Genomic DNA, 16,698 nt, shown 5'->3' with positions numbered 1-16,698 from the left:
GAAGAAAACCGGCCTGGAGGGCCGGTGAATCCGGTGGCGTGCCGGGTCAGCCGCGCCGGGAGGGCGGCAGCCCGTCCCACACCCGGTGCTCGGGCGGGAAGCCCAGCGAGACCAGCGAGTTGATGAGCATCCCGTGGGCCATAAACCGGGCCGTCTGCTCCGGGTCGCCCCCCAGCGCCAGGCGGACCTGATCGGTGAGCCGCTCCCAGCCCGCCCGGATCGGGCGGCCGAACTCCATGTCGCCCGCCGCCTCGGCGGAGGCGACGGCGACGCACATCTGCATGAGCATCAGCAGCGTCTCCTTGTCGCGGGCGATGAGGGCTTCGTAGGCCAGGCCCATCGCCTTCACGACCCCCTCCGGCGGCACGCCGTCGGCGGCCTCCTCGAAGGTGCGGATGATCTTCTCCTGGCACGCGTCGACCGCGGCGAGGAAGATCGCCTGCTTGCCCGGGAAGAGGCGGAAGAGGTACGGCTGCGACACGCCCACCCGGCGGGCGATCGTCTCCGTCGAGGTGCCGTGGTAGCCGCCGCGGGCGAACTCGGCGACCGCCGCCCGGACGACGCTCTCGCGCCGCTCCTCCGCACTCATCCTGACCATGAGGGGAAGATTAGTGGTCGATAACTAACTTCGCAACCCCAAGACCGGGGCGGCCCCAGGACGGCGGACGCCGCCCCCTGGGCCGCCCCGAGGACCTCAGGCCAGCCGCACGACGGCCCGCGGCATGCCGAGCACCCGCTGCCCCGCGCTGCGCACCAGCAGGTCCACGCGCACGGTCCGCGCCTCGTCGTCCAGCTTGGCCGCGACCTTGCCGCTGACCTCGATGACCGCGCCCTCGTCGTCGTCCGGGACGACGACCGGCTTGGTGAAGCGCACCCCGTACTCGGCCACCGCGCCCGGGTCGCCGGCCCAGTCGGTGATCACGCGGACCGCCTCGGCCATGGTGAACATGCCGTGCGCGATCACGTCCGGGAGCCCGACCTCCTTGGCGAACCGCTCGTTCCAGTGGATCGGGTTGAAGTCGCCGGAGGCGCCCGCGTAGCGCACCAGCGTGGCGCGGTTCACAGGGAACTCGCGCACCGGCAGCTCCGTGCCGACCTCGACGTCGTCGTAGGAGACCTTGGCGGTCATCACGCCTCCCCTTCCCCGGCGGCCTCGGGGCCACGGGCCACCAGCATCGTGTGGGCGGTCACCACGTGCTCGCCGTGCTCGTCGTGGACGTCGCCCCGGATGGTCAGCAGATCGTTGCCCGCCATCGACTTGATCGCCTCGATGGTGGAGGTGACCGTCAGCCGGTCACCCGCGCGGACCGGGCGGGTGTAGGTGAACTTCTGATCGCCGTGGACGACGCGGCTGTAGTCCAGCCCCAGCTGCGGGTCCTCGATCACCTGGCCGGCGGCCCGGTAAGTGATGGCGAACACAAAGGTCGGCGGGGCGATCACATCCGGGTGGCCGAGCGCCTTGGCGGCCTCGGCGTCGGTGTACGCCGGGTTCTCGTCGCCGATGGCCTCGGCGAATTCACGGATCTTCTCGCGGCCGACCTCATAAGGGGCGGTGGCCGGATAGGTCCGTCCGACGAAGGACTGGTCGAGCGCCATCGGCTCGGCACCTCCTGGGTGGGGATACGCCATGAGGCCGCCCCCAGAAATCGGGGACGGCCTCATGAACGACTGTGCGCTATCGCGTTTCGCGGTGCGCGGTGTGCGCGTTGCAACGCGGGCAGTGCTTCTTCATCTCAAGACGGTCCGGGTCGTTGCGCCGGTTCTTCTTGGTGATGTAGTTCCGCTCCTTGCACTCCACGCAGGCCAGCGTGATCTTCGGGCGGACGTCGGTGGCAGCCACGTGAGTGCTCCTTGACGGATGGACGGATTAACGCAGACAAGAGTAGCCGATCGGAGGACCGACCCCGCAATCGGCTACTGTGGGTAGCGGCGACCGGACTTGAACCGGTGACACAGCGATTATGAGCCGCTTGCTCTACCGACTGAGCTACGCCGCTTTGATGCGGGGGGTGTCCCCCCGTCCGAAGACGGGGAGACCCCTCACACCAGAGCCCCAAAACGGAATCGAACCGTTGACCTTCTCCTTACCATGGAGACGCTCTGCCGACTGAGCTATTGGGGCGAGCGAGGAAGACATTACACGCTCTGCGGCCGAAGGTGAAATCCGTACCGGAGCACCCCCGGGCGGAGGCCCGGGACGGCGTCCGGAGCCCGGCCCGGAGCCGCGCCACAGCCGCCCACCAGCACCGCACCGGCCGCACCCCGCCCCCGTAGGACCACACCGGGGCGCCTCCGCCGGTACGACTATTCGCAGCGCGCCGCCGCCTGCTCGAACCCGCTCCCCCCGCGGCCTAGGCTCGGGATCACGCTGCGCGAATGCCCCGGACCGTAGGGAGCGCGATGCCCGACAACCAGCAGCCGCAGCCCGCGAGGAACCCCGACGGCGACGCGAGCTCCCCGCCCGGCTCCCCGGGCGGCGGCGGTCCCGGCGAGAAGCCCCTGGTCCTCTGCGGCGCCCACCTCGCCGACGGCCGCGTGGTGGACGTCCGGCTGAGCGGCGGGCGCGTCGAGGCCGTCGGCACGGCGGGCAGCCTCGCCCCCGGCGTCCGCTGCGACCTCCACGGCTACCTGCTGCTGCCGGCCCCGGCCGAACCGCACGCGCACGGCGACACCGCGCTCACCGCCGACCTCGCGGGCCCGGTCCCGGACGGCGTCGAGGACGTCCAGCGGCGCGCCACCGAGGCGGCGCTGCTCCAGCTCGGCCACGGCGCCACCGCCGTCCGCTCGCACGTCCGCGTCGGCGACGTGCACGGCCTGCGGGCGCTGGAGGGCGTCCTGGCCGCCCGCCGCGTCCTGCGCGACCTCACCGACCTCACGGCCGTCGCCGTCCCCGGGCTGCTCACCGGCCTCGCCGGGGCCGACGGTCTCGCCATGCTCCGGGACGCGGTCAAGATGGGCGCCACCGCCGTCGGCGGCTGCCCCGACCTGGACCCGGACCCGACCGGCTACGTGGAGGCCGTCCTGCGGATCGCCGCCGAGCACGGCTGCGCGGTGGACCTGCACACCGACGCCGACGACCCGCCCCGGCTGGCCCGGATCGCCGCGATGGCCGGCGGCCTGCGCCCGGCCGTCACCCTCGGCCCGTGCGGCGGCCTGGCCCGGCTCCCCCGGGAGACCGCCGTCCGGGCCGCCGAGCAGCTGGCCGCCGCCGGTGTGACGGTGGTGTGCCTGCCGCAGGGCGACTGCGGGGCCACCGCCCGCAGCCGCTACCGCGTCTCGCACGCCGCGCCCGTACGGCTGCTGCGCGCCGCCGGTGTGCGGGTCGCGGCCGGCAGCGGGGCGGTCCGGGACGCCGCCAACCCGGTCGGCCGCGGCGACCCGCTGGAGGCCGCGTTCCTGCTCGCCTCGCGCGGCGAACTGCCCCCCGACCAGGCGTACGAGGCGGTGAGCGGGCGGGCACGGGAGGCGATGGGGCTGCCGGAGGTCCGGGTGGAGGCCGGGTTCCCGGCCGAACTGCTGGCGATCCGCGGGGGCGGAGTGGCCGGGGTGCTCTCGCTGGGCTACAGCCGGCTGGTGGTGCACCGGGGACGGGTGGTGTCACGGACGAGCGCCGTCCGCGAGTACCGGCACTCGGCGGGGGCACCCGCCCTGGAGCTGCCCCGGCAGGCGCCGCGCGGGGGCGAACCCTCCTCCTGAGGCCCGTGACCACCGGGGCGTACGGTCGGATCATGCGCATTGTCATCGCTGGTGGACATGGACAGATCGCGCTGCGGCTGGAGCGGCTGCTCGCCCGGCGCGGAGACGAGGTGGCCGGCGTGATCCGCCGGCCGGAACAGGCGGGCGACCTGCTCGCCGCCGGGGCCGAACCGGTCGTCTGCGACCTGGAGTCGGCGTCCGTCGCGGACATCGCCCGGCACCTGGAGGGCGCCGACGCCGCCGTCTTCGCGGCCGGCGCGGGCCCCGGCAGCGGCATCGAGCGCAAGGACAGCGTGGACCGCGGCGCGGCCACCCTCTTCGCCGACGCGGCGGAGGCGGCCGGGGTACGGCGCTTCGTCGTCGTCTCCAGCATGGGCGCCGACGGGCAGCCCCCCGAGGGCACCGACCCGGTCTTCGCGGCCTACCTGCGCGCCAAGGGCGCCGCGGACGCGGACGTCCGCTCCCGCGCGGGCCTGGACTGGACGATCCTCCGCCCCGGCCGGCTCACGGACGACCCGGGCACCGGCCTGGTCACGCTGGACGAGTCGACGGGCCGCGGCGAGGTCACCCGGGACGACGTGGCGGCCGTCCTGCTGGGACTGCTGGACGCCCCGGGGACCGCGGGCCGGACGCTGGAGCTGATCGGCGGGCGGACGCCGGTGGAGGAGGCGGTACGGGCCGTGGCGGGATGAGCGGGGTGGCGGGGCGGGCAGGGGGGCGCGGAGGCGGTCCGGTCCGAGGGGCCGGCGCCCCGGCTTCCTGCCCCGGGCGCCCAGAAAAACCCGCCCGAACGCGGTTGAACGCACCCGGTCCCACCTGAACGCGGGCGGGCGCACCTGCCCGGCGGCGAGCGGACCGGAGCGCCCCACCGAGCACGCTGAGCACTGCGAGCACACCAAAGAGGCCCCTGCTCTCGGAAGAGCAGGGGCCTCACTCGGTGGCGGCGCCAGGATTCGAACCTGGGTAGGCTAAGCCGACGGATTTACAGTCCGCTCCCATTGGCCACTCGGGCACACCGCCATGGGTGCCGCCTCGGACTCCCTTTCGAGATCTCCTCGGCAACGACGTAAACCATACCCGATGACCGGGGGTGCTCCGCCACTCGATTCGGAGCCAGCCGAACGCCGCCCGGATGACTAGGCTTGCGGGGCGGCCGTCCTCCGGGCCCGTCCGGCCCCCGCCGGGCGCCCGCCACCGAGGACGCCCCCACGCCGCGCCCCTGACGGAATCTACGCACGAGGAGCCAACTCAATATGGCCGACTCCAGTTTCGACATCGTCTCGAAGGTCGAGCGGCAGGAGGTCGACAACGCCCTCAACCAGACTGCCAAGGAGATCTCGCAGCGCTACGACTTCAAGAACGTCGGCGCCTCGATCGCCTGGTCCGGCGAGAAGATCGAGATGCGGGCCAACTCCGAGGAGCGGGTGAAGGCGATTCTCGACGTCTTCCAGTCGAAGCTCATCAAGCGCGGCATCTCCCTGAAGGCCCTGGACGCGGGCGAGCCGCAGCTTTCGGGCAAGGAGTACCGGATCTCCGCGTCGCTCGAAGAGGGCATCTCCCAGGAGAACGCCAAGAAGGTCGCCAAGATCATCCGCGATGAGGGTCCCAAGGGCGTCAAGGCCCAGGTCCAGGGCGACGAACTGCGGGTCTCCTCCAAGAGCCGCGACGACCTCCAGGCCGTGATCGCCCTGCTGAAGGGCAAGGAGCTGGACTTCGCCCTCCAGTTCGTCAACTACCGGTGACCCGACGGGCGTACCGGTGAGGTGACCGACGCCCGGGACGACCGGCGTCCGAGGCGACCGGCGTCCGAGGCGACCGGCGTCCGGACGAGGGCGCGCCGGGGAAGGTCCACGATCTTCCGCGGCGCGCCCTCGTCCCGTTCCACGAGCGGTCAGAAGTCCACGCTCGCGGCCTCGTCCGCGCGCATCACCGACTCCTGATGGAACTGCTTCTTGTACGCGGCGCGGATCTCCTGGATGCCCGCGTCCTTCGCGCGGGCCTCGGACTTCGGGTAGTAGAGGGTCAGTTCGTAGGAGCGCTCGCGGATGACGACGCCCTTGGCGTCGCGCCACTGTCCGCGCGCGTCCTCGATGGTCAGGCCGGCGGGGAACTTCGGCGTGACGCGGCGGGTCACGAAGTCCCTGAACTGACGGTCCGTCACATCCGGGTGCCCGTCGGCGCGGGCGGTGCCGAAGTAGAGGTGCGTGCCGACGTACGGGGTGCCGCGCACGGCCGTCGAACGGTCGGCGGCCGCCGGTTCGCTGCCGGCGTCCAGGGCGGCGTACGCCGTGGGGGCGCCCACGGCCAGGACGGTCGCGGCGGCCAGGGCGGCGGTGCGCAGGCGGGAGGTGCGCTGGGGCACGGGTGGGGTCCTTTCGGCCGGGGCCGGCCCGGCGGGCGGGCCGGTGCGCTGCTGCGCCCGGGGCGCCGCCGCGCGTCGGAGCGCTGCTGCGCGTCGAGGCGCCGTCGCACATCGGGGCGCGGCAGCGCGTCGGAGCGCGCGACCACTCTCCCGGCCCCGCCGGCGGCGCGCGGCCGATCGACGCGTCCTGACCGAAAAGTGGTGCCAGGCGGGCGGGATGCGTTCTCCCGTGTCGTCGGGGTGTCAGCGGAAGTACGACTCGAGGCTGCCGCGGCGCCTGACGTCGAGCGTGGCGCAGTGGAACGAGCCGCCGAACGGCGCGTAGTGCAGGAAGTCGCAGGGGATCGGCTCGAACCCCCACCTCTTGAGCGCGTTCACCATCCCGGTGTGGTGCCGCTCCACGATCACCCGCTTCTCGTCGATCATCAGCACGTTCATGCTCAGCCACTTGCCGCACAGCGACGTCAGCCTGAGCAGGCGGTCGTCCATCGGGTCGGGCTCGGGGGCCACGAGGATGTCCCACGACCGCAGGATGTCGGGCAGGCCGTCGACGTCGACGTACTCCGGGTTGATCAGCACCTTGCCGGGGGCGAGCGGCATGAACGTCGTGTCGATGTGCATGGGCGTCCGGCAGCGGCTCGCGATCTCGTGGACCCGGTAGCCGGGGCCGAGGTGGCGGCGGAGCCAGTCGACGCCCATGCGGTTGGTGACGTTGCCGCGCGTGACGAAGAGGTCCCGGCCCACGCGGACGAAGTCCGCCGCGTCGAAGACCGGCTCGAACTCGGTGACGATGTGGCGCACCGGCTCGTCGGCCCGGGGCCTCCGGTGGCCCGGCACGAACAGCTCGTCGGTGAGCTGCGGCCGCGGCGCGGCCGTCCAGCGGGCGCCGCGCCGGAAGTAGTCCTTGAGGAGCGTGCGGTAGGAGTGCGTCTCGAAATACCGGCTCGGCCACGCCATCGGGGTCTCGATGATCTCGTCGCCGACCACCAGCAGGCAGTCCCGCGGGCAGGCGTTGCAGAAGCCGCGCGACGACCAGTTCGGGGTGCGGAAGCGCCGTCCGTGGTCGACCGGGTCGGGGCGGGTGACCGTGACGCCGAGGGAGCACAGGAGGTCCACGAACCCGTCGAGTTCGCGCTGCGCCCGCTCCACCAGGAACTTCGGATACCGGCGGCCGGCGGTGAGCCCCTGCAGCCGGGCCGCCCACGGCGGGAGGTTGCAGGACACGACCGGGTGGCGGGAGGGGACGACGGCGCCGTCGAGGCGGCCGACGACGACCTCCTCCAACAGGTCCCATTCGTTGTGCGAGTTGACCGGCGGGGCGGGCTGCCGGGCGGGGGCGCCGGGGCCGGCCGAGGGCTCCGTCACCACGCACCGGCCCCGGCCGCCGATGTGTCGGTTCCTTGTCGCAGCGCTGCGTTCATGCGCGGCAAACGGCGTGGGCGGCCCGGAGGTTGCGGTACGCGGGGCGTCCTCGCCCGGGCGGCGGTCACCTCGTCGTGGGGCCCGTGTCCGGTCGTCGTGGGGCCCGTGCCCGGTCGGCGTGGGGCCCGTGCCCGGAAGCGGTCCGGGCCCCTCGTCCCGTGTCGGGCTCGCGCGCGCCTACCGGGTGGCGAACGGACGGTCCGTCGGGACGATCTCACGGCCGAGCGGCATCAGGGAGACCGGGATCAGCTTGAAGTTCGCGATGCCCAGCGGGATGCCGATGATCGTGCAGCACAGCGCGATGCCGGTGAAGATGTGGCCCAGCGCGAGCCACCAGCCGGCGAAGACGATCCAGATGATGTTGCCGAGCAGCGAGCCGGCGCCCGCGTCCCGGCGTTCGACGGTCGTCCGGCCGAAAGGCCAGAGGGCGTAGGAGGCGATGCGGAAGGAGGCGATGCCGAACGGGATCGTCACGATGAGCACGCAACAGATGATGCCCGCGACCACATAGCCGAGCGCCATCCAGAGCCCGCAGAGGACCAGCCAGACGATATTCAGGATGAACCTCATGTGCATAGCCTTTCACGCGACTGGTTCCCTGGCCACTCACTGTGACGCCGGGAAGCGGCGGCGCGGTTGCCCCCGCGCGGGCGGGAAGGGTGTGCGACCGGGCCGTCACGCGGGGTCGGTGGCGGTTTCCGTCGCGTAGCGGCTCATCGTGTCGCGGTGTGCGCGGGGGCTCGGGGTGCGGCCGTCGGCCGTCATGTCCCGCAGGTCGCGGAAGTACTGCACGTACAGGTCCGGCGTGAAGACGCTCAGCATGACGGCCGGCCGGCCGGTCGTGTTGGCGAAGGTGTGCGGGGTTCCGGGCGGGACGAGCACGAAGGTGCCCGCGGTCGCGTCGTACTCCCGGTCCCCGACCGTGAACCGCACGGTGCCGGAGAGGACGTAGAAGCCCTCGTCGTGCCGGGCGTGGCGGTGCTGCGGCGGTCCGGGGGTGTGCGGCGCGAGGACGGACTCGGTGACCCCGAGGCGGTGGCCGGTGTTGGCTCCGTCTTCGAGGACGCGCATGCGCGTGGGGCCCAGGAGGATCGTCTCCCCCTCGCCCGGGGCGACCACCGAGGCGGTGGGGGTGGTGGGGGCGGTAGGGGCGGTAGGGGCGGTGGACGGTCGGTCGGTGTCGGTCTGTGATTCGTCGGTCTGCGGTTCGTCGGTCATGGCCCCATCTGACGGCCGGGGCCCGGCAGTTGTCCAAGACCTGTCCGGGGCGGCCGATACCGTACGGGTATCGTCCCCGCATGGAGCTGCGCACTCTGCGGTACTTCGTGGCGGTCGCCGAGGAACTCCACTTCGGCCGGGCCGCCGCCCGGCTGCACATGAGCCAGCCGCCGCTGAGCCGGGCGATCAGGCGGCTGGAGGCCGACGTCGGCGCGGCGCTGTTCGACCGGTCGCCCGCCGGTGTCGCGCTCACCCCGGCGGGAGCCGTCCTGCTCGACGAGGCGCGCGCCCTGCTCGACCGGGCCGACCGGGCCCGCGACCGCGTCGCCGCGGCGGCCGGGGGCGCCGGGAGCGTCACCCTCACCGTCGGCATCCTGGGGGAGGGCGGCGGTCCCGACGCGGCGCGGCTGGCCCGCGCCTTCCGCCGGCGGCACCCGCACGCCGAGGTCCGCGTCCGTGACACGGACCTGACCGACCCGACCTGCGGGCTGCACGCCGGAACGGTCGACGTCGCCCTGACCCGCGGGCCGTTCGACGGCACCGAGCTGACCGTGCGCGAGCTGCGGGCCGACCCGGTGGGCGCCCTGCTGCGCGCCGACGATCCGCTGGCCCGGCGCGACCGGCTGCGGCCGGCCGATCTGGCGGACCGCCGCTGGTTCCGCTTCCCGGCGGGCACCGACCCGCTCTGGCAGGCGTACTGGCACGCCGGGCGGCCCCGCGAGGGCCCGGTGGTCCGCGCGGTCCGGGAGTGCCGGCAGGCCGTGCTCTGGAACGGCACGGTCGGCGTGACGGTCCTGGGGCACGAGCCGGGCGAGGGGCTCGCCGTGGTGCCGCTGGACGGCGTGGCGCCGAGCCCGGTCGTGGTGGCGTGGCGGGCGGGTGAGGCGAACCCGCTGGTCGGGACGTTCGTGCGGATCGCGGTCGGGGTCTACGGCCGTTGAGCTCCTCCTCGGGGCGGGATGCGAGACGGTGGGACATTTTTCGGAGACGGAAGGCCATTCAGACGCTCGTTCCGGGTTCGTACGGTGAAGGAGTCGAAACGGACGAACGAGCAGGGAGTGACCCCATGCGTGCTGTGGTGCAGAAGACCTTCGGCGGCCCCGAGGTGCTGGAGCTGGTGGAGACCGAGCGGCCGGTGCCGCTCGGGGGCGAGGTGCTGATACGGGTGCGGGCGAGCGCGGTGAACCCGGTGGACGTCGCCGTCCGGTCGGGGGCGCTCCCGCTGCTGGGCGAGCCGCCGTTCGGGGTCGGCTGGGACGTCTCCGGGGTCGTCGAGGAGGCCGGCGCCGGCGCCCGCTTCAAGGTCGGCGACGAGGTGTACGGGATGCCCTTCTTCCCGCGCGCCGCCAACGCCTACGCCGAGTACGTGGCCGTGCCCTCCCGCCAGGTCGCCCGGAAGCCCGCCTCCCTCGACCACGTGCACGCCGCCGCGCTGCCGCTCGCGGCGCTCACCGCCTGGCAGGGGCTGGTGGACGCGGCCGGCGTGGCGGAGGGCGACCGGGTGCTGATCCACCGGGCGGCTGGCGGGGTCGGGCACCTGGCGGTGCAGATCGCCAAGGTCCGGGGCGCCGAGGTGATCGCGCTGGCGAGCGCGGGCAAGCACGAGTTCGTCCGCGGGCTGGGCGCCGACGAGGTGATCGACTACCAGGCGGTCGACTTCACGGAGGCCGTGAAGGACGTCGACGTGGTCTTCGACTCCACGGCCCAGGGCGCCCGTTCGACGAAGGTCCTCCGGCCCGGCGGCACGCTCGTCAGCATCCTGGAGCACGGCGACCGGGAGCTCGCGGCCGCGGTGGAGGCCGACGGCTTCCGCTTCGCCGGAGTCATGGTGGAGCCGGACTACGCGGCCCTGGAAGCGATCGCCGAGCTGGTGGACGCGGGCCGGATCCGGCCGCACGTCGGGGCCACCTTCCCGCTCGCCGAGGCGGGCACGGCGCATGAACTGGTGGGGGCGGGGCGGGCGCTGGGGAAGGTCGTATTGACGGTGGGCTGACGGTGGGCTGAGGCGGCGGGTACCGGGTGTCCGGCGTGCGCCCGGACGGACAGGCCGGCGTGCGGGCGGAGCGGCCGGACAGGCGGGTGGAACCACGAGCGGATGGGCGGAGCGGCGAGCGGGCGGTCAGAGCGACGGTGGCGGCGGCGGGCCGGGCGGTGACCACGGGCGGGATGACGGCCGGCTTCGCGGACGCGGCTTCGCGGACGCGGCTTCGCGGACGCGGCTTCGCGGACGCGGCTTCGCGGACGCGGCTTCGCCGCGGATCCGGAGGGCGCGGCGGAGGTGGAACTCGCCGCGGGTGCGGCCTGGATGGCGGGCAGGCGGCCCGGGGCCAGACCTCGGGATCCGGTGCGCCGGAACGCGGGGACGGGCGCCGGACCCCGGGGGGACGGACGCGTCCGCTGAGGCAAGCGAGACTGGTGGAGCAGACCAATCGGGCGGAGGAGATCGCGTGGACATCCTGACCGAGGCGCTGGCCTCGATGCGGACCGGGAGTCCGGCCTCCGTGCGCACCGACGGGCGGGCGCCCTGGGGGCTGCGGCTGCCGCCCGTCGCGGGGGCCGGGTTCCATGTGGTGCTGCACGGCGCGTGCTGGGCGCTGCCGCTGGAGGACGGGTCCGTGGACACGTACCAGGAGCCGATCCGGCTGGAGGAAGGTGACGTGATCTTCCTGCGGGACGGGCGCGGGCACATCCTCGCCGACCACCCGGACACCCCGGCGCAGCCCGAGGACACGGCTGATTTCTGTGCGGGCACCCCGATCGGAACGGTCTCGGTGGGCGGTGACGGCGCCCGTACCAGTCTGCTGTGCGGCAATTACCACCTGGACCAGGGCCGGCCGCACCCGCTCGTCGGCCGGCTGCCCGCCGTGATCCACCTGCCGGCGCGGGACGGCCGGCACCCCGAACTGAGCGCCGCCGTGCGGTTGCTGGGCGCCGAGGTGGAGAACCCCCGGCCCGGCTCGGCCGGCATCGTGCCCTCGCTGATCGACTCTTTGCTGCTGTACATCCTGCGGGCCTGGCTGGCGGAGCGGCCCGCCGGGGACGGCGACGGCGCGGGGTGGGCCGCCGCGCTGGCCGACCCCGTGGTCGCGCCCGCGCTCGCGGCGATCCACGAGGAGCCCTCGGCGCAGTGGACGGTCGAGTCGCTGGCCGGGCGTTCCGGGCTGTCCCGGGCGGCGTTCGCCCGGCGCTTCACGACGCTCGTTGGGGAGCCGCCCGTCGCGTACCTGACGCGGTGGCGGATGACGACGGCGGCCCGGCTGCTGCGGGAGTCCGACGTGCCGCTGGCGGCGGTGGCGGCGCGGGCCGGGTACGGGTCGGAGTTCGCGTTCGCGAAGGCATTCAAGCGGGAGTTCGGGCAGGCACCCGGTGGGTATCGGCGGGCGGCTCGGGTGGAGCGGGCCGTGGCGTGAGCGGTGCTTCCCGGCGCGGGCGGGGCGGGGTGCCCCGGTCCCTCCCCCAGAGGGGGCACCCCCATTCACCGTTTCTTGTGGGGGTGGCGAGCCCCACACCCCCCGAAACCGCGCTCGGCGAGCCCGGATGTCCCTCCAACGGCCCAACGCAGCGCGCCGCCGGACGTTTCCCGTGGCCATGGTGGGCGTGCCGCCATTCGGCGGACGAACCGTCCGGGAGGAACCATGCGCAGAGCGATCCTGGCGGCGGCCCTGGCCGCCGTGAGCGTCATCGGCGTCACCAGCGCCCAGGCCGAGCCCGTGGCCCCGGCCGACATCGACGTCTTCACCTGTCTCGACGGCGGTGGCGTCCCGGACTACGGCGACTCCAACCCGGGCGACCTGACGGTCGAGATCACGGCCGTCTGCAAGGGTGGTACGCACGACGGCGAGACGGTCTCCTGAGGCACCTCAGCCGCGGCCGCCGCCCGCCATCCGCTCCAGGCGGCTGATCCGTTCGGCCATCGGGGGGTGGGTGGAGAAGAGCTTGGACATCCCCTCGCCCTGCCGGAACGGGTTGGCGATCATCATGTGGCTCGCCGTCTCCAGGCGCGGCTCCGGCGGGAGCGGGAGCCGCGCGGTGCCCGTCTCCAGTTTGCGGAGGGCCGAGGCCAGGGCCAGCGGGTCGCCGGTGAGGCGGGCGCCGGACGCGTCGGCCTCGTACTCCCGGGAGCGGCTGACGGCAAGCTGGATCAGGGACGCCGCGATGGGCCCCAGCAGCATGATCATGATCATGCCGACGATCCCTGGGCCCTCGTCGTCGTCGGACCTGCCGATCGGGATCAGCCAGGCGAAGTTCACCAGGAACATCACCACCGAGGCGAGCGCCCCCGCGACCGACGAGATGAGGATGTCGCGGTTGTAGACGTGGCTGAGCTCGTGGCCGATCACGCCGCGCAGCTCGCGCTCGTCGAGGAGGCGCAGGATGCCGTCGGTGCAGCAGACCGCGGCGTTGCGCGGGTTGCGGCCGGTGGCGAAGGCGTTGGGGGCCTCGGTGGGCGAGATGTACAGCCGGGGCATGGGCTGGCGGGCGGCGGTGGAGAGCTCGCGCACCATGCGGTAGAGGTGCGGCGCCTCGAACTCGCTGACCGGGCGGGCGCGCATCGCCCGCAGGGCGAGCTTGTCGCTGTTCCAGTACGCGTAGGCGTTGGTGCCCAGCGCCACCAGGACGGCGACGATCAGACCCGTCCTGCCGAAGGCGCTGCCGATGACGATGATGAGCGCGGACAGCCCGCCGAGGAGTACGGCGGTCCTGAGCCCGTTGTGCCGGCGGTGCACGGTACGCCCTCCAGGTGGTGCGGCAGGGGAACCCTTGAACCAGTGGAACCTTTCGTACTGGTCAACGCGAGGCGGAGGCCGCTAGTTCCCTTGTGCACGGGGTGGGGTGTACGCCGGCCGGGTGAGGCGCGCGCCGGGGCGTCCCTCTACAGCAGCGCCCCCGACGCGTACCGCAGCACCAGCTGCGGCGCGCCCGACAGCACGATGCCTGCGGCCGCCGCCAGCCCGATCGCCGCTCCCAGGGAGCGGGGCACGCGCGCCTTCGCGACGTCCGCGGCCCCGGCCGTCGTCTCCGCCTCGCCCGCCGGCCGGAAGAGGAAGGCCGTCCACTGGAGGTAGTAGTACAGCGCGATGACGACGTTGACGGCCATGACCGCCGCCAGCCAGCCCAGCCCCGCGTCGACCGCCGCCGAGAAGACCGTGACCTTGGCGAACAGCCCGATGACGCCCGGCGGCAGACCGGCCAGGCAGAGCAGGAAGAACGCGAGGGCGAGCGCCGCGAGGGGGTTCCGGGCGTACAGCCCGCGGTAGTCGTCGACCCGGTGGCGGGGCGCGGCGCGGCCGACGAGGACGGCGACGGCGAACGCGCCGAGGTTCACCGCCGCGTACATCAGGGCGTACGCGACGGTGGAGCCGATGGCGCGCCCCGGTTCGTCCGCGTACCCGGCGGCGGCCAGCGGCACCAGCAGGTAGCCCGCCTGGCCGACCGAGGACCAGGCGAGCAGCCGGACGGCGCTGAGCTTCCGGTCCGGGCGCTGGCGCAGCGCGGCGACGTTGCCGACGGTCATGGTGAGGGCGGCGAGGACGGCCAGGGCCGGCCCCCAGACGTCGGAGTACGACGGGAACGCGACGACCGTCACGAGGGCGATGCCCGTGAAGCCGACGGCCTTGCCGACGACGGAGAGGTAGCCGGCGACGGGCAGCGGCGCGCCGGCGTACGCGTCCGGCACCCAGAAGTGGAAGGGCACGGCGGCCGTCTTGAAGGCGAAGCCGACGAGGGTCAGGACGACGCCGGTGCGGGCGAGGACGGCGAGCCGCGGGTCGACGGCGGCGAGGCTGTGGGCGACGTCGGTGAGGTGCAGGGTGCCGGTGGCCGCGTAGACGAAGCTGACGCCGAGCAGGGTGACCGCCGTGGCGGTGACCGAGGAGAGGAAGAACTTCAGCGCCGCCTCGGAGGAGCGCCGGTCGCCGCGGCGCAGGCCGACGAGGGCGAACGCGGGCAGCGAGGCGACCTCCAGGGCGACGACGAGGGTGGCGAGGTCGCGGGAGGCGGGCAGCAGGGCGGCGCCGGCGGCGGAGGAGAGCAGCAGGAACCAGTACTCGCCGGCGGGGAGTTCCTGTTCGCGCACGGTGGTGGCGGAGAGCAGGGCGGTCAGCAGCGCGCCGCCGAGGACCAGGAACTGGAGGATCAGCGTGAAGTGGTCGGCCTCGTAACTGCAGGTGTGACTGCCGCCGGTGAGGCAGAAGGTGCTGCGGGTGCCGGCCCGCAGCGGGATCAGTGCCAGCCCGGCCAGCAGCAGGCCGCCGACGGTGATGCCGCCGAGGACGTGCTTCCGTTCGGCGGGCAGGAAGAGGTCGGCGACGAGGACGGCGAGCGCGGCCACGGCGGCGATCAGGGGCGGTGCGACGGCGAGCCAGTCGACGGACTGGACCAGGGAGACGGCCGCGGAGTCGGCGAGGAGAACCATCAGTTGCCTCCTCCGAGGAGCTGCTGGACGGCCGGGTCGGTGAGGCCCAGGAGGGCCGCGGGCCAGAGGCCGGCGAGGACGGTGAGGACGACGAGCGGCGTCCAGGCGGCGAACTCGTACGGGCGGACGTCCGCGAGCGCCGGGCCGGTCTCCGTCGCCGGCGGATGCTGTTCGCCGTTGCCGCCCATGCAGACGCGGCGGACGACGACCAGCAGGTAGGCGGCGGTCAGCAGGGTGCCGAGGCCGGCCAGCGCCATGAAGGTGAGGTAGGCGGGGCGGCTGAGGCCGTCGGCGGGCCGGAAGGAGGCGAACATCGCGAGCATCTCGCCCCAGAATCCGGCCAGTCCGGGCAGCCCGAGGGAGGCGACGGCGCCGAAGGCGAGGAGGCCGCCGAGGCGTGGCGCCCGGCCGTAGAGCGCGGCGCCGGTGGGGCCGGAGAGCCGGTCGAGGTCGGTGGTGCCGTAGCGGTCCTTGATGCCGCCGACCAGGAAGAAGAGGAGGCCGGTGATGAGGCCGTGGGCGATGTTGGCGAAGAGGGCCGCGTTGACGCCGGTGGGCGTGAGGGTGGAGATGCCCAGGAGGACGAAGCCCATGTGGCCGACGGAGCTGTAGGCGATCAGCCGCTTGAGGTCGCCGCCGGAGCCGCGGCGGGCCAGCGCCAGGCAGACCAGCGAGCCGTAGACGATGCCGACGGCGGCGAACGCGGCGAGGTACGGCGCGAACGTGTGGGCGCCGTCGGGGGCCATGGGAAGGACGATGCGGACGATGCCGTAGGTGCCCATCTTCAGCAGCACGCCCGCGAGGAGCACCGAGCCGACGGTCGGCGCGGCGGTGTGCGCGTCGGGCAGCCAGCTGTGCAGCGGGAACATCGGGGCCTTCACCGCGAGCCCCGCGCCGATCGCCAACACCGCGATGACCTGCGTGGAATGGCTCAGACCCGAGCCGTTGTCAGTGGCGAGTGCCACCATGTCGAAGGTGCCGCCCTTGATGCCGACGAGGAGGAGGCCGAGCAGCATGACCACGGACCCGAGCAGGGTGTAGAGGACGAAGCGCCAGGCGCCGCGCTCGCGTCCCTCGCCACCCCAGCGGGCGATGAGGAAGTACATCGGGACGAGCACCGTCTCGAACGCGAGGAAGAACAGCACGAGGTCGAGGACGGCGAACGAGGCGAGGGTGCCGGCCTCCAGGAGCAGCAGCAACGCCACGAAAGCCTTCGGTGACGGGCCGTCGGGCACGCGGAAGTAGCTGTACAGCGCGCAGAGGAAGGTGAGGAGCGAGGTCAGGACGAGGAGGGGGAGCGAGACGCCGTCCACGCCGAGGTGGAACCGGATGCCGAGGGCCGGGATCCAGCTCACGTCGGTGGTGGCCTGCATCCGGGCCGGCCGGTCGTGGTCGAAGCCGGCGGCCAGGACGACGGTGAGCGCGAGCACGGCGCCTGTGACGGTGACGCCGTGCCGCATGACGGCCTGGTCGGGGCTCCGGCCCTTGAGTCCGGGCGGTGCCGGGAGGAGGGCGGCGACGGCTCCGGCGAGGGGCAGGCCGACGATCGCGAGGAGGAGGATCTGCAGAACGGTATGGCTCACGG

The 16,698-nt window shown here is 73.6% G+C and carries 18 protein-coding genes and 3 tRNA genes; 7 read left to right on the top strand and 14 right to left on the bottom strand.

Features of this window, described 5'->3' with window-relative positions:
- Positions 1–46: 46 nt before the first annotated feature.
- From K7I03_RS18310 to K7I03_RS18285, 6 genes are all read right to left on the bottom strand, one after another.
- Positions 47–598 carry a TetR/AcrR family transcriptional regulator gene (locus K7I03_RS18310; RefSeq protein WP_185943923.1) on the bottom strand — a complete coding sequence of 184 codons (552 nt, stop codon included), beginning with the start codon at positions 596–598 and terminating at the stop codon, positions 47–49.
- A 96-nt stretch (positions 599–694) separates the two neighbouring features.
- Positions 695–1,129 carry a MaoC family dehydratase gene (locus K7I03_RS18305; RefSeq protein WP_185943922.1) on the bottom strand — a complete coding sequence of 145 codons (435 nt, stop codon included), beginning with the start codon at positions 1,127–1,129 and terminating at the stop codon, positions 695–697.
- Positions 1,129–1,596 carry a MaoC family dehydratase N-terminal domain-containing protein gene (locus K7I03_RS18300; protein WP_185943921.1) on the bottom strand — a complete coding sequence of 156 codons (468 nt, stop codon included), beginning with the start codon at positions 1,594–1,596 and terminating at the stop codon, positions 1,129–1,131. Before K7I03_RS18300 ends, K7I03_RS18305 begins: the two co-directional genes overlap by 1 nt.
- 79 nt (positions 1,597–1,675) lie before the next feature.
- Entirely contained in the window at positions 1,676–1,840 is a 165-nt protein-coding gene (rpmG, locus tag K7I03_RS18295) for a 50S ribosomal protein L33 (protein WP_004571794.1), read from the bottom strand.
- 84 nt (positions 1,841–1,924) lie between these two features.
- A tRNA-Met gene (locus tag K7I03_RS18290) sits at positions 1,925–1,997 on the bottom strand.
- Positions 1,998–2,049: 52 nt separating this feature from the next.
- A tRNA-Thr gene (locus tag K7I03_RS18285) sits at positions 2,050–2,122 on the bottom strand.
- 278 nt (positions 2,123–2,400) lie between these two features.
- Between K7I03_RS18285 and K7I03_RS18280 the strand changes: the two genes are divergently transcribed.
- Together K7I03_RS18280 and K7I03_RS18275 are read left to right on the top strand one after the other, a co-directional pair.
- Entirely contained in the window at positions 2,401–3,696 is a 1,296-nt protein-coding gene (locus tag K7I03_RS18280) for an amidohydrolase family protein (RefSeq protein WP_185943987.1), read from the top strand.
- Positions 3,697–3,728: 32 nt separating this feature from the next.
- Entirely contained in the window at positions 3,729–4,388 is a 660-nt protein-coding gene (locus K7I03_RS18275; RefSeq protein ID WP_185943920.1) for an NAD(P)H-binding protein, read from the top strand.
- A 246-nt stretch (positions 4,389–4,634) separates the two neighbouring features.
- Here K7I03_RS18275 and K7I03_RS18270 read toward each other — a convergent pair.
- Positions 4,635–4,716 (bottom strand) — tRNA-Tyr (locus tag K7I03_RS18270).
- A 233-nt stretch (positions 4,717–4,949) separates the two neighbouring features.
- Between K7I03_RS18270 and K7I03_RS18265 the strand changes: the two genes are divergently transcribed.
- Positions 4,950–5,438, top strand: coding sequence for a YajQ family cyclic di-GMP-binding protein (locus tag K7I03_RS18265; RefSeq protein WP_185943919.1), 489 nt, complete (start codon positions 4,950–4,952; stop codon positions 5,436–5,438).
- A 149-nt stretch (positions 5,439–5,587) separates the two neighbouring features.
- On the opposite strand, the gene K7I03_RS18260 is transcribed toward K7I03_RS18265, so the two are convergent.
- The 4 genes from K7I03_RS18260 to K7I03_RS18245 form a co-directional block, all read right to left on the bottom strand.
- Positions 5,588–6,058, bottom strand: coding sequence for a DUF3574 domain-containing protein (locus K7I03_RS18260; RefSeq protein WP_185943918.1), 471 nt, complete (start codon positions 6,056–6,058; stop codon positions 5,588–5,590).
- A gap of 243 nt (positions 6,059–6,301) precedes the next feature.
- Positions 6,302–7,426 (bottom strand): amidinotransferase, encoded by a 1,125-nt coding sequence (locus tag K7I03_RS18255; protein ID WP_185943917.1) that lies wholly within the window; start codon positions 7,424–7,426, stop codon positions 6,302–6,304.
- Between the two features lie 231 nt (positions 7,427–7,657).
- Complete coding sequence (locus tag K7I03_RS18250; RefSeq protein WP_185943916.1) at positions 7,658–8,050, bottom strand: YccF domain-containing protein; 393 nt, start codon at positions 8,048–8,050, stop codon at positions 7,658–7,660.
- Between the two features lie 105 nt (positions 8,051–8,155).
- A complete protein-coding gene (locus K7I03_RS18245) occupies positions 8,156–8,698 on the bottom strand; it encodes a cupin domain-containing protein (RefSeq protein WP_224347107.1) in 543 nt (180 codons plus the stop codon).
- 80 nt (positions 8,699–8,778) lie between these two features.
- Between K7I03_RS18245 and K7I03_RS18240 the strand changes: the two genes are divergently transcribed.
- From K7I03_RS18240 to K7I03_RS18225, 4 genes are all read left to right on the top strand, one after another.
- The gene (locus K7I03_RS18240) at positions 8,779–9,639 is read left to right on the top strand and encodes a LysR family transcriptional regulator (RefSeq protein WP_185943915.1); all 861 of its coding nucleotides are present in this window, start codon (positions 8,779–8,781) and stop codon (positions 9,637–9,639) included.
- Positions 9,640–9,764: 125 nt separating this feature from the next.
- A complete protein-coding gene (locus K7I03_RS18235; RefSeq protein WP_185943914.1) occupies positions 9,765–10,691 on the top strand; it encodes an NADP-dependent oxidoreductase in 927 nt (308 codons plus the stop codon).
- 454 nt (positions 10,692–11,145) lie between these two features.
- Complete coding sequence (locus tag K7I03_RS18230) at positions 11,146–12,108, top strand: AraC family transcriptional regulator (protein ID WP_185943913.1); 963 nt, start codon at positions 11,146–11,148, stop codon at positions 12,106–12,108.
- 225 nt (positions 12,109–12,333) lie between these two features.
- Positions 12,334–12,552 carry a hypothetical protein gene (locus K7I03_RS18225; protein WP_185943912.1) on the top strand — a complete coding sequence of 73 codons (219 nt, stop codon included), beginning with the start codon at positions 12,334–12,336 and terminating at the stop codon, positions 12,550–12,552.
- A 6-nt stretch (positions 12,553–12,558) separates the two neighbouring features.
- Here K7I03_RS18225 and htpX read toward each other — a convergent pair whose 3' ends face one another.
- The 3 genes from htpX to K7I03_RS18210 all read right to left on the bottom strand — a co-directional run bounded on the left by htpX (position 12,559) and on the right by K7I03_RS18210 (position 16,696).
- The gene (gene htpX, locus K7I03_RS18220; RefSeq protein WP_185943911.1) at positions 12,559–13,425 is read right to left on the bottom strand and encodes a zinc metalloprotease HtpX; all 867 of its coding nucleotides are present in this window, start codon (positions 13,423–13,425) and stop codon (positions 12,559–12,561) included.
- Positions 13,426–13,571: 146 nt separating this feature from the next.
- Positions 13,572–15,113: an NADH-quinone oxidoreductase subunit N gene (locus tag K7I03_RS18215; protein WP_185943910.1), complete on the bottom strand. Its 1,542-nt coding sequence runs from the start codon at positions 15,111–15,113 to the stop codon at positions 13,572–13,574.
- Complete coding sequence (locus K7I03_RS18210) at positions 15,113–16,696, bottom strand: complex I subunit 4 family protein (RefSeq protein ID WP_185943909.1); 1,584 nt, start codon at positions 16,694–16,696, stop codon at positions 15,113–15,115. Before K7I03_RS18210 ends, K7I03_RS18215 begins: the two co-directional genes overlap by 1 nt.
- Positions 16,697–16,698 lie beyond the last annotated feature (2 nt).

Source organism: Streptomyces mobaraensis, assembly GCF_020099395.1.
Taxonomy (GTDB): Bacteria; Actinomycetota; Actinomycetes; order Streptomycetales; family Streptomycetaceae; genus Streptomyces.
This window is presented reverse-complemented; position numbering and strand designations above follow the sequence as displayed.